Raw genomic sequence first — 11,062 nt, forward strand, 5'->3', positions numbered from 1 at the left:
ATGTTTCAGGCCATCACAGCGCCTCCACACCGTCTCCGCTCCGCGATGTCGCTTACTGACCGTTCATGCCCGAACCCGCCCATGAGCGTCCCCGGTCTGTCACCGCGCCGGCGAACTGCCGGGTTCTCCCGCTGAGTCGCCGCCGCGTCGCCGTACCCTGGGCGCCGTGTACACGTCCGACAGTCCCGGTGCCGCGGCGGCCCGGCTCACCGGAGGCGCCGTGCTCCGGGAACGCCCGCTGTCCGCGTCCCTCACGGAGGCCGACCTCGACGGCGGTCCGACGGTCATGGTCAAGCGCGCCGACGGCGCCGGCGCGGCGCGGGCGGAGGCCGCCGGTCTGCGCTGGCTCGCCGACGCCGGCACGGTGCGGGTGCCGGTGGTACGCGGGCATGACGAACGCTGGCTGGTGACCGACCGGGTGCCGACGGGCCCGCCGAGCCCCGAGGCCGCCCTGCGCCTCGGCCGGGATCTCGCCGCCCTGCACTCCGCCGGCGCCCCCGCGTTCGGCGCCCCGCCGCCGGACGGCCCCAAGGACGCCTTCATCGGCCTCGCCCCGATGCGGAACGTCACCGGCGACGACTGGCCGGGCTGGTACGCCGAGCACCGGGTGCTGCCGTACCTGCGCAGCGCGGTCGACGACGGCGTGGTGCGCCCGGGCGAGGCGGCCGTCGTCGAGCGGGCCTGCGAGCGGCTGCCCGGGCTGGCCGGCCCGGCCGAGCCGCCCGCGCGGCTGCACGGCGACCTGTGGAACGGCAACGTGCTGTGGGGCACGGACGGACACGCCTGGCTGATCGACCCGGCCGCGCACGGCGGGCACCGCGAGACCGACCTCGCCATGCTGGACCTGTTCGGCTGCCCGTACCTGGAGCGGATACGGGACGGCTACCAGCAGGCCGCGCCGCTCGCCGAGGGCTGGCGCGACCGGATCGGTGCCCACCAGCTCTTCCCGCTGCTGGTGCACGCGGTGCTGTTCGGCCGCGCGTACGCCGAGCGGGCGCTGGCGGTGGCCGAGCGCGTCGGGTAGCGGGCGGGCAGCCGTGAGGGACAGGGCACGGGCCCTGTCCCTCCTCGACGACACGGCGCGCGGCCGGCCGGTCGGCGTTACGTCCGGTTGCCCTTCGGCTTGCCCCGCTGGTCCGGGGTGCCGTGCGGCGGCGGGCTGGACGGCTGCGGCGAGGTCGCGGGCGACACCGGCGAACCGCCGTGCCGCTCGGACCGCTCGGGACGCAGCGCGCCCGGATCGCCGGACGTCGGCTCGGCGCCCGCCTTCAACTGCTCCAGACGTGACGTCAGCAGCTCGGTGACCGGGAGCCGGTCGGCATGCGTGCGCTCGTAGGCGAGCAGCTCCTCCACCTCCCCGGCGGTGAGCGACCGTACGCGGCTCTCCAGACCGCCGATGGGCAGGTGGTCGTAGTCGGGCAGGGGCAGGGTGCTGCGGCCGTGGTCGGCCATGAATCTCACTTCCGTTCGCTCAGTCGCCTCGAGCGGTCGTACGGTCGCGGTGCGCGGCGTTCGCGATGGCGGCCTCAGCGGGGCGGGCGCGCCCAGCCGCCGGGTGGGCGCGTCGCCCCAGTGAGGCGTCCGCGAGCAGGGCACCGCCTCAGTGGGCGCCCAGGCCGCCTCCGCCGAACGAGCCGCTGCTGCCCGGGCTCCAGCGCCGCCGGGCCTTGGACGCGCTGGTCCGGGTCTGCATGTTGGTCAGTTCGTACGGGGTGAGCGGGCGGCCGCCCTCGGGCATCCGGGGCACTTCGTCGGGCTCGCGGATCTCCCGGACCTCGTGCACCGGACCCTCCGGCGGCAGATGCGGCTGCTCCTCGGGGCGCGGCCGGGGCGGCTCGCGCAGTTTGATACGCGCGCCCAGCCAGAAGCTGCCGGCCAGCATGGCCACAAGGACGACGCCGACCAGGAACATGCCCAGGCTGAGCAGGCCGCTCGGCGCGGCCAGCTGCTGAGTTGCGGTACTCATATCAGGCGAATACCCCTGTTACCACCCGCGAACCACGAGGCGACGGCCGTCGCCACACGCATCCGGAGCCTCACGCACGGTGTCCGGCGGCGAGCCCGCAGAGGGGTCGGCGAGGGGTTTGACGCGGGCCGTCGCGGCTACCCGCGTCTTGTGACTTCGACGACATCCCAACAGGAACTCTTCCGGTTCCTGGAGGACCGCTTCGCTTGCGCACAGGCGTGCACCGAGTGTGCCCGGGCCTGTGCGCTGCGCGCGAGCCTCGTGGATCCGGACGGAACCGAACAGCAGGAACTCATACGACGCAAGGGCATCATGTGCGCGGAGGTCTGCGACGCGACCTGCCGGGTGCTGTCCGAGGACAACCGGATGGACGAGGACAGCATCCGCGTCCAGCTGGAATGGTGCCGCACCGTCTGCCTGGAGTGCGCCCACGCCTTCGACAAGCAGCCCGGCGCCGAGGAGAGCGCGGCGGCCTGCCGCGCCTGCGCCCAGGCCTGCACGGACTTCATGGCCACGCTGACCTAGGCACCTCGGCGACCGCTCCCACGCTCATCTCGTGGAGTGTCCGGCGCACGACCGCGACGGTCGGGGCGCCGGATCGTCACGGGCGCCGGATGTCGGCCCGGCCCGCTCCTGCCATTCCCAATTTCTGGAACACGTTCTACGGTGTGCGCCGTCAGGACACCGGCCTTGGGAAGCCAGGAGGCGCCGTGCACCTCGACCAGACCCCCGAGCAGCAGCGGCTGCGCAGCGAACTGCGCGCCTACTTCGCCGAGTTGGTGCCGGACAACGCCTACGCCCGGCACACCGACCCGGTCGCCGCCAAACGCTTCTACCGCGCGACCATCCGCCGGCTCGGCGCGGACGGCTGGCTCGGCGTCGGCTGGCCGAAGGAGTACGGCGGGCGCGGCCTCACCCCCGTCGAGCAGTTCGTCTTCTTCGACGAGGCCGCCCAGGCCGGCGTGCCGCTGCCGCTGATGGCCCTCAACACGGTCGGCCCGACGATCATGCGCTACGGCACCGACGAGCAGAAGGCGTACTTCCTGCCGCGGATCCTCTCCGGCGAGATCGACTTCGCCATCGGCTACAGCGAACCCGACGCGGGCACCGACCTCGCCGCGCTGAGGACACGGGCCGTGCGGGAGGGGGACGAGTACGTCGTCAACGGCCAGAAGATCTGGACCACCAACGGCGACACCGCCGACTGGGTCTGGCTCGCCGTGCGGACCGACCCCGACGCACCGCCGCACAAAGGCATCAGCATGCTGCTCGTCCCGACCACCGACCCCGGCTACTCCTGCACTGTCATCCGCACCCTGGCCTCCCACGACACCACGGCCAGCTACTACGAGGACGTCCGCGTCCCCGTCTCCCGCCGCGTCGGCGCCGAGAACGAGGGCTGGCGGCTGATCACCAACCAGCTCAACCACGAACGCGTCACCCTCGCCGCCCACGGCACCATGGCGATCCGCGCCCTGCACGACGTGCAGCGCTGGGCGACGGAGACCAAACTCGCCGACGGCCGGCGCGTCGTCGACCTGCCCTGGGTACGCCGCCGGCTCGCCCAGACCCACGTGAGGCTCGACGCGCTCAAACTTCTCAACTGGCAGATGGTGGGCGCCCTCCAGGACGGCACCCTCACCCCGCAGGACGCCTCCGCCGTCAAGGTCTACGGCTCCGAGGCGCGCCGCGAGGCCTACGCCTGGCTGCTGGAGGTCGTCGCGGCCCCGGGCGCCCTCCAGGAGGGCTCGGCCGGCGCCGTCCTCCACGGCGACCTCGAACGCGGCTACCGCTCCGCCGTGATCTTCACCTTCGGCGGCGGCAACAACGAGATCCAGCGGGAGATCATCTCCTGGATCGGGCTGGGGATGCCACGCGTACGACGCTAGTCCGCTGTGGCGAGGCTTTTTGGCCGGCGCGTGATCAGCCGAAGCACAGGGTTTGGCCGGCCCGTCGGCTTCAGGGCCCTGTGCGGTGGCTTTGAGAACGATGCCCCGGTGCTCGACTGTCTTGCGGTTCTCGAACCGGGACACGTTGACCGATGCGAGGCCGCGGTCGTCCGGGGAACTGGCGGCCTTACGGTGGTACGCCGGGTGAAGGGTGCGTGCGATAGGGCCGACCGGTCCTGGTGCCCGGGTCCGGTAGGGCCTTCCTCATGCGGTCGTGGACAGGCCGCCGGGGAAAGCCTCCTGTCCGGTCGTCGGACGGGGCCGACCGGCCCATGCGCCGCCCACCAGGCCGCGACAAGCTGGATATGCGGTGCAATCCCGGCATCATGCCCACGGCAGGAAGGTGGGAACGCCATGAAGGGCTATGTTTTCCACGGCCCCGGACAGTCAGCCTGGGAGGACGTCCCGGACCCCGGTATCAAGGAGGCGACGGACGCGATCGTGCGTGTCGACGCCGTCACCATCTGCGGGACGGACCTGCACATCCTCAAAGGCGACGTGCCCGAGGTACGCCCAGGCACGGTGCTGGGGCACGAGGCGGTCGGTGAGATCGTCGACGTAGGCGGTGACGTGCGCACTGTGCGGCCGGGGGACCGAGTACTGGTCTCCTGCATCACCGCCTGCGGCCGCTGCCGGTACTGCCGGGAGAGCATGTACGGCCAGTGCCGGGGCGGCGGAGGCTGGATCCTGGGCCACCTGATCGACGGCACCCAGGCCGAGTACGCGCGCGTGCCGTACGCCGATCTCTCCGTGCACCCGCTGCCCAACGCCCTGGACAGCAGGGACGCGGTACTGCTGGCCGACATCTTCCCGACCGCCTACGAGGTCGGTGTGCTCAACGGGCACGTACGGCCCGGGGACACCGTCGCCGTCGTGGGCGCCGGTCCCATAGGGCTCGCGGCCATCGCCACGGCCAAGCTGTTCGCTCCGGAGCGGATCGTCGCCGTGGACCTCGTCGCCGCGCGACTGGAAGCGGCCAGGCAGCTCGGCGTGGACGCGGTGGCGGACGCCCGGGAAGCCCCCGAGCAACTGATCGAGGACCTCACCGACGGGCTGGGCGCGGACGTGGCCGTCGAGGCCGTCGGCGTGCCGGAGACCTTCGAGACGTGTACGCGCATGGTGCGGCCTGGCGGGCACGTGGCCAACGTCGGCGTGCACGGCAGGCCCGCGACCCTGCACCTGGAAGACCTGTGGATCAAGAACGTGACCATCACCACGGGCCTCGTCGACACGTACTCCACCCCCACCCTGCTCCGGATGGCGGCCGCCGGCCGACTGCCCACCGAGCAGCTGGTCACTCACACCTTCCCGCTGACACGCATGCAGGAGGCGTACGACGTCTTCTCTCAGGCATCCGACACCGGTGCGCTCAAGGTCGTGCTCGGCGGGGAGCAGCACGAGGTCGTCCCAGCTCGGGCGGCCTGAACTCCGGCCGACCTCGGCGGCTGCGGCAGGAACCGCCGGACAGGCCATAGGCTCCGACTACGGGGTTCCGCTTTCAGGTGACAGGGCCATGGGAGATGTGGATGAAGTGGTTGGTCTCGCTGGCCGGCGCCGGGCTCGTCATGCTCACCCTGCGGGACCTCTTCCATACCCTCTGGCACCCCACCCGTCACGGTGGCCTGAGCCGCCTCGTCATGACGGCGTTGTGGCGTCTGGCCCGGCGCTTCCGTGCGCGCAGGCGGGTGGTCGGGCTCGTCGGACCGCTCGCCATGGTCACGGTGGTGGGCATGTGGGCCTTCACCGTCGTCCTCGGCTGGGCCATCATCTACTGGCCCCACATGCCCGGGGCGTTCGCCTTCTCACCCGGTTCCAAGGCGGCGCAGGAGCCCGCGCTGCTCGACTCCGTGTACCTGTCGCTCGTCACGGTGGCCACCCTGGGCCTGGGAGACATCGCACCCGGCGAGGGCTGGCTCCGCCTGGTCTCCCCGTTGGAAGCTCTCGTCGGCTTCGCCCTCCTGACGGCCACTGTCTCCTGGGTGCTGGAGATCTACCCGGCGCTGACCCGCAGGAGGGTCCTGGCCATCCGGCTGGCGCTGCTGCGCGACTCGGACCCGACGCCGCAGCAGATCGACTGCACGGCGGGGGCGCTGCTGCTGGACAGCCTGGCCACGGAAGTCGTACGCGTGCGTATCGACTTCACCCAGTACGCCGAGGCGTACTACTTCCATGACGGGGAGGACCATTCGTCGCTGGCGGCCACGGTCGGCTACGCCGCCACCCTCGCCCAGCGCGGACAGGCAGCCCAGCGGCCGGAGGTGCGCCTGGCAGGTGACTTGCTCGCCGGTGCGCTGAAGGACCTCGCGGCCATCCTTGACCAGCGCTTTCTCCACACCGGTGGCACGGCGACGGAAGTTTTCGCAGCGTACGCCGCGGACCACGGGCGCAGCCTCGCACAGCCCTGACCGACCAGCCCATGCCCGATACACCGGCCACTGGCCGCATTGCTCGTGGCAGGGGCCCGGCTTCGGCTGGACCGGGCGGCGCTGGACCGCGAGCTGCCGCGCGTGGAGGAGATTCCGCTCGACAGCGGCCGCAAGCGCGTGACGACCGTCCACCGCCTGCCGGACGGAGCAGAGTGAATGATCCAGCGGCGCCCTGGGGAGGCTCCGAGGTGATGTCGTGGTGGGGGATGTGCCGACGCAGGCGAGTGAAGGATCTGGGGGCCAGGTCGACGTGATGCTCAGGAGACACCTGGCGGCTGTGGTCCCATCTGCCGGTATGACAGGCGACCCGGGGCTGTTCGGACCGAACTCCGTGACCTGGCAGCTCCACGCCGACCCCATGATGTGGGTCGCCGGCATCCGCGCGCTCTACCTCCAGGCCCTCCACCCGCGCGCGGTACGCGGCGTCATGCAGAACTCCGACTTCCGGCGTGACGCCTGGGGCCGCCTCATGCGCACCGCCCACTTCGTCGGCACCACGACGTACGGCACCACCGAGGCCGCCGAGCGGGCCGGGGCGCGCGTCCGGAAGATCCACCGCATGCTGTCGGCGACCGACCCGGACACGGGGGAGCGGTACCCCGTCGACGAACCCGCGCTGCTGCGGTGGGTGCACTGCGCCGAGATCGACTCCTACCTGCATGTGCTGCGCCGCTCCGGCTATCCCCTCTCCGACGCCGCGGCCGACCACTACCTCGCCGAACACCGCGTCAGCGCCCGCCTGGTGGGCCTCGACCCCGACGCCGTACCCGCCGACCGGGCCGGGATGGACGCCTACTTCGAGAAGGTGCGCCCCGAACTCGCCGCCGGAGAGGAGGCCCGCGCGGTGGACGACTTCCTGCTCCGCCCGCCCACGCACCCCCTGCTCGTCCCGGCACGCGCCCTGCTCTGGCGGCGCGTGGCCCACCTGGCGTACGCCTCCCTGCCGCCGTACGCCCACGAGCTGTACGGCAGACCGGCCCCGCCCCCCGCCACCGTCACCCGGCGGCTGCGGGCCACGGGTGCGGCGCTCCGCGCCGTTCCGGCCCAGGTGCGCTGGCAGCTGCCGCCCAAGCATGTCCTCACCGCCGTGGCGCGCCTCGGCCCAGGGACGCGTCCGGCACCGCACAGGGCCGCGCGGTAGACCCCTCAGTCCCAGCCCCGTTCCGCCTCAGTCCCAGCCCAGCTCCGTGTACGGCCGCCCTTCCCGGATCCCGTCGAGGGCCGCCCGCGCGTAGCCGACCATCGGGTCGGGCAGCGCGTCGAGGGGCCACCACCCCCAGCCGAGGCACGCGTCCGGCTCCAGCACCCGCGGCTCACCCGCCCACCGCCGGGCCCGGAACACCAGCTGGAGGCGCGGCGGGGCACCGGGCGCGTCCACGACATGCACGGTGTGGACGAGCTCGACGTCCGCCGCCTCGATCACCAGCCCGGCCTCCTCCCGCGCCTCCCGGATCAGGCAGGCCACCGCGGACTCCTGCTCGCAGTGACCGGCGAGGAAGTGGTGCTGCGAGGGCGCGAAGGGCGACTCGGGGTGGCGCAGCCCGAGGAGCACCTTGCCGTCCCGCTCCAGATGGAGGTGCACGCCGACGACATGGGCGACGGCTCCCTGCCCGTGCCCCCGCGGCGGGCGCTCGGCCCGCTCGGCCCGATGGCGGGCGAGGACCTCCGCCACCCAGGGCGCAATCGTCAGCCGGGCGGTCGTCGCGGCGTCGAAGAAGGCGAACATGATGCCCTCGGTGACCGGCAGCCGGGACGGATCGCCGTCCCAACGGCCCAGGAACACCTGCATGGTGTCGTCGACGACGGTGAACCGGGTCAGCCCGTCGACGACGAGGCCCGTCTCCTCCAGCAGCTCACGCGCCACGGCCTCCTCCAGCGTCTCGTCGCCCTCCCTGGCCCCGCCCGGCAGGGACCACATACCGGCATCGTTGATCGGCTTGTGCGCGTCCCGCAGATGGAGCAGGTACTGGCCGTCCCGGTTGACCAGGAGGGCGGCGGTCCAGCAGGGCTCGGCGGTCATGGGGCTCCTTCGGGCGCGGCGTGATCGGCGACCCCTTCTGTCTGCCCGACCACCGTCCCGTCCAAGCTGCTTGGATGACGGGATGACCGCCGAGACCGCGTACCACGGAGAGATGGGCGAGCAGTTCGCCGCCCGGGCCTCCACCAGCGTCTACAACGCCCACACCGACCGCCCGGCGATGCTGGGACTCGCCGGTGACGTGAGCGGACGGCACGTCCTGGACCTCGGCTGCGGCGCCGGGCACTACGCCGCCGCCCTCCTCGACCGCGGCGCCGCACACGTCGTCGGCGTGGACGGCAGCGAGAGCCTGCTGCGCGCGGCACGCGAACGCCTCGGCGACCGGGCCGTCGCCCTGCACCACCACGATCTGGAGGAGCCCCTGGCCTTCCTGCCGGACGGCTCCTTCGACCTGGCGCTGATGGCCCTCGTCTACCACCACGTGGAGGCCCGCGCACAGCTGCTCTCCGAGATCCGCCGCGTCCTGCGGCCGGGGGGCACCCTGCTCGTCTCCACCACCCACCCCACCGCCGACTGGACCTACTACGGCGGCTCCTACTTCGCCGACGACCGGGTCGCCCTGCCCTTCGGCACCGAGTACGCCCTCAGCTACCGGCGGATGACGCTGGAGGCGTTCCTCGGGGAGCTGCTCGGCGCCGGGTACGTGCTGGAGAGGCTGCTGGAACCCCGGGCCACCGAGACCGCCCGCCTGGTGGACCCCGGCCGGTACGAGAAGACGCACCGGTCCCCGACCTTCCTGGCCGTGCGCCTGCGCCGCCCCTGACCGCACCCGTACCCCTGGCCGGTCTTGATCGTCCCGTGTTACCAAGAACCATGCCTGCACACGAGGGACACCACGGACACCCGGGACACCGCGCGTACGACGTCGCCATCGTCGGCGGCGGACACAACGGCCTGGTCGCCGCCGCCTACCTGGCCCGGGCCGGACGGTCCGTGCTGGTGCTGGAGCGGCTGGACCACACCGGGGGAGCCGCCGTCTCCACCCGCCCGTTCGCCGGTGTGGACGCCCGGCTGTCGCGCTACTCCTACCTGGTCAGCCTGCTGCCGCGGAAGATCGTGCGGGACCTCGGCCTGGACTTCCGCGTCCAGGGCCGCACCATCTCGTCGTACACACCCGTCGAGCGCGGCGGCAGGCCGACCGGGCTGCTCGTCGGCGGGGGCGAGGAGCGCACGCGGGAGGCATTCGCACGGCTGACGGGCGGCGAGCGCGAGTACGCGGCCTGGCAGCGCTTCTACGGCATGACCGGGCGCGTGGCCCGGCGGGTGTTCCCGACGCTCACCGAACCGCTGCCGACCCGTGAGGAGCTGCGCCGCCGTGTCGACGACGAGGAGGCCTGGCGGACCCTCTTCGAGGAGCCGATCGGCGTGGCGATCGAGGAGCGCTTCGCCGACGACCTGGTGCGCGGCGTGGTCCTGACCGACGCGCTCATCGGCACCTTCGCCGACGCCCACGACGCCTCCCTCAAGCAGAACCGCTGCTTCCTCTACCACGTCATCGGCGGCGGCACCGGCGCCTGGGACGTGCCCGTCGGCGGCATGGGCGCCCTCACCGACGCCCTGGCCACGGCCGCCCGGGACGCCGGCGCCGTCCTCGCCACCGGCCACGAGGCCGTCCGGATCGCCACCGACGGCCGCAGCGCCGAGGTCACCTACCGCACCGCGGACGGCGAGGGTGTCGCCACCGCCCGGCACGTCCTGGTCAACGCCTCCCCGCAGGCGCTCGCCGCCCTCACCGGCGACGAGCCGCCCGCCCCCGCCGAGGGCGCCCAGCTCAAGGTGAACATGCTGCTCAAGCGGCTGCCCCGGCTGCGGGACACGGCCGTCGACCCGCGCGAGGCCTTCGCCGGCACCTTCCACATCGCCGAGGGCTACCGGCAGCTCGCCACCGCCCACGCCGAGGCCGCCGCCGGCGGGCTGCCCACCGCCCCGCCCTCCGAGATCTACTGCCACTCCCTGACCGACCCGAGCATCCTCGGCCCGGAGCTGGTCGCGCGGGGTCACCACACCCTGACACTGTTCGGCCTGCACACGCCCGCGCGCCTGTTCGAGAAGGACAACGACGCCGTCCGCGAGGAACTGCTCGGGGCGACCCTCGCCCAGCTCGACGCCCACCTCGCCGAACCCCTCGCCGACTGCCTCGCCACCGACGCCGACGGCCGCCCCTGCATCGAGGCGAGGACCCCGCTGGACCTGGAGCGCGACCTCGGCCTGCCCGGCGGCAACATCTTCCACCGGGATCTGGCCTGGCCCCACGCGCAGGAGGGCACCGGCCGCTGGGGCGTGGAGACCCGGCACGCCAACGTCCTGCTGTGCGGGGCGGGCGCGGTGCGCGGGGGAGGGGTGAGCGGGGTGCCGGGGCACAACGCGGCGATGGCGGTGCTGGAGGCCGAAGAGGGCTGACGGCTCGCATGGGCGGGGGCGGGGAGGGGTACTGCGGCACAACGGAAGAAGACCGCACCTGTGACAGGAGGCTGTCATGGCGGAAGTCAGCCCCATCGACCTGCAGAAAGCCCTCAGCGGCATGGACTACCCGACGGACAAGCAGCACCTGGTGGAGCGTGCCCGGAAGAACAAGGCCGACGACAAGGTCGTCAGCCGCCTCAACGGTCTGAAGCAGGACCACTTCGACGGGCCGAACGAGGTGCAGAAGGCCGTCTTCAACGAGTAGTCGACCGGAGCGGAG

Annotated in this window: 13 protein-coding genes; 10 read left to right on the forward strand and 3 right to left on the reverse strand. The window is 72.7% G+C overall.

The features are described 5' to 3' along the window. Positions 1–166: 166 nt before the first annotated feature. A complete protein-coding gene (locus ALMP_RS02060) occupies positions 167–1,024 on the forward strand; it encodes a fructosamine kinase family protein (protein ID WP_264924225.1) in 858 nt (285 codons plus the stop codon). 77 nt (positions 1,025–1,101) lie between these two features. Here the strand turns inward: ALMP_RS02060 and ALMP_RS02065 are convergent, their stop codons facing one another. Next, positions 1,102–1,452, reverse strand: a complete 351-nt coding sequence (locus ALMP_RS02065; RefSeq protein WP_264924226.1) for a hypothetical protein — start codon at positions 1,450–1,452, stop codon at positions 1,102–1,104. A gap of 148 nt (positions 1,453–1,600) precedes the next feature. Then, positions 1,601–1,966, reverse strand: a complete 366-nt coding sequence (locus ALMP_RS02070; RefSeq protein WP_264924227.1) for a DUF6479 family protein — start codon at positions 1,964–1,966, stop codon at positions 1,601–1,603. Between the two features lie 150 nt (positions 1,967–2,116). On the opposite strand from ALMP_RS02070, the gene ALMP_RS02075 reads away from it, so the two are divergent. The 6 genes from ALMP_RS02075 to ALMP_RS02100 all read left to right on the forward strand — a co-directional run bounded on the left by ALMP_RS02075 (position 2,117) and on the right by ALMP_RS02100 (position 7,482). Beyond that, complete coding sequence (locus ALMP_RS02075) at positions 2,117–2,491, forward strand: ferredoxin (RefSeq protein WP_264924228.1); 375 nt, start codon at positions 2,117–2,119, stop codon at positions 2,489–2,491. Positions 2,492–2,676: 185 nt separating this feature from the next. Next, positions 2,677–3,855, forward strand: coding sequence for an acyl-CoA dehydrogenase family protein (locus ALMP_RS02080; RefSeq protein WP_264924229.1), 1,179 nt, complete (start codon positions 2,677–2,679; stop codon positions 3,853–3,855). Positions 3,856–4,269: 414 nt separating this feature from the next. Next, positions 4,270–5,340: a zinc-dependent alcohol dehydrogenase family protein gene (locus ALMP_RS02085; RefSeq protein WP_264924230.1), complete on the forward strand. Its 1,071-nt coding sequence runs from the start codon at positions 4,270–4,272 to the stop codon at positions 5,338–5,340. A gap of 101 nt (positions 5,341–5,441) precedes the next feature. Then, positions 5,442–6,320: a potassium channel family protein gene (locus ALMP_RS02090; protein WP_264924231.1), complete on the forward strand. Its 879-nt coding sequence runs from the start codon at positions 5,442–5,444 to the stop codon at positions 6,318–6,320. Between the two features lie 45 nt (positions 6,321–6,365). Further along, positions 6,366–6,497: a hypothetical protein gene (locus ALMP_RS02095; RefSeq protein ID WP_264924320.1), complete on the forward strand. Its 132-nt coding sequence runs from the start codon at positions 6,366–6,368 to the stop codon at positions 6,495–6,497. A 139-nt stretch (positions 6,498–6,636) separates the two neighbouring features. Continuing rightward, positions 6,637–7,482, forward strand: a complete 846-nt coding sequence (locus ALMP_RS02100) for an oxygenase MpaB family protein (protein ID WP_264924232.1) — start codon at positions 6,637–6,639, stop codon at positions 7,480–7,482. Between the two features lie 27 nt (positions 7,483–7,509). Here the strand turns inward: ALMP_RS02100 and ALMP_RS02105 are convergent, their stop codons facing one another. Next, complete coding sequence (locus ALMP_RS02105; RefSeq protein WP_264924233.1) at positions 7,510–8,361, reverse strand: NUDIX domain-containing protein; 852 nt, start codon at positions 8,359–8,361, stop codon at positions 7,510–7,512. A gap of 82 nt (positions 8,362–8,443) precedes the next feature. Between ALMP_RS02105 and ALMP_RS02110 the strand changes: the two genes are divergently transcribed. The 3 genes from ALMP_RS02110 (at position 8,444) to ALMP_RS02120 (ending at position 11,047) form a co-directional block, all read left to right on the forward strand. Beyond that, positions 8,444–9,142, forward strand: coding sequence for a class I SAM-dependent methyltransferase (locus ALMP_RS02110; RefSeq protein WP_264924234.1), 699 nt, complete (start codon positions 8,444–8,446; stop codon positions 9,140–9,142). A gap of 50 nt (positions 9,143–9,192) precedes the next feature. Next, positions 9,193–10,779, forward strand: a complete 1,587-nt coding sequence (locus ALMP_RS02115; RefSeq protein ID WP_264924235.1) for an NAD(P)/FAD-dependent oxidoreductase — start codon at positions 9,193–9,195, stop codon at positions 10,777–10,779. Positions 10,780–10,855: 76 nt separating this feature from the next. Beyond that, positions 10,856–11,047 (forward strand): DUF2795 domain-containing protein, encoded by a 192-nt coding sequence (locus ALMP_RS02120; protein WP_264924236.1) that lies wholly within the window; start codon positions 10,856–10,858, stop codon positions 11,045–11,047. Positions 11,048–11,062 lie beyond the last annotated feature (15 nt).

This window comes from Streptomyces sp. A012304, assembly GCF_026008495.1.
In the GTDB taxonomy this organism is placed as follows: Bacteria; Actinomycetota; Actinomycetes; order Streptomycetales; family Streptomycetaceae; genus Streptomyces.

What these genes read in the sequence shown, in the direction of transcription:
- ALMP_RS02065 (WP_264924226.1), bottom strand. Translation starts at nt 1,452, where the DNA reads ATGGCCGACCACGGCCGCAGCACCCTGCCCCTGCCCGACTACGACCAC.
- ALMP_RS02070 (WP_264924227.1), bottom strand. Translation starts at nt 1,966, where the DNA reads ATGAGTACCGCAACTCAGCAGCTGGCCGCGCCGAGCGGCCTGCTCAGC.
- ALMP_RS02085 (WP_264924230.1), top strand. Translation starts at nt 4,270, where the DNA reads ATGAAGGGCTATGTTTTCCACGGCCCCGGACAGTCAGCCTGGGAGGAC.
- ALMP_RS02090 (WP_264924231.1), top strand. Translation starts at nt 5,442, where the DNA reads ATGAAGTGGTTGGTCTCGCTGGCCGGCGCCGGGCTCGTCATGCTCACC.
- ALMP_RS02100 (WP_264924232.1), top strand. Translation starts at nt 6,637, where the DNA reads ATGACAGGCGACCCGGGGCTGTTCGGACCGAACTCCGTGACCTGGCAG.
- ALMP_RS02105 (WP_264924233.1), bottom strand. Translation starts at nt 8,361, where the DNA reads ATGACCGCCGAGCCCTGCTGGACCGCCGCCCTCCTGGTCAACCGGGAC.
- ALMP_RS02110 (WP_264924234.1), top strand. Translation starts at nt 8,444, where the DNA reads ATGACCGCCGAGACCGCGTACCACGGAGAGATGGGCGAGCAGTTCGCC.
- ALMP_RS02115 (WP_264924235.1), top strand. Translation starts at nt 9,193, where the DNA reads ATGCCTGCACACGAGGGACACCACGGACACCCGGGACACCGCGCGTAC.
- ALMP_RS02120 (WP_264924236.1), top strand. Translation starts at nt 10,856, where the DNA reads ATGGCGGAAGTCAGCCCCATCGACCTGCAGAAAGCCCTCAGCGGCATG.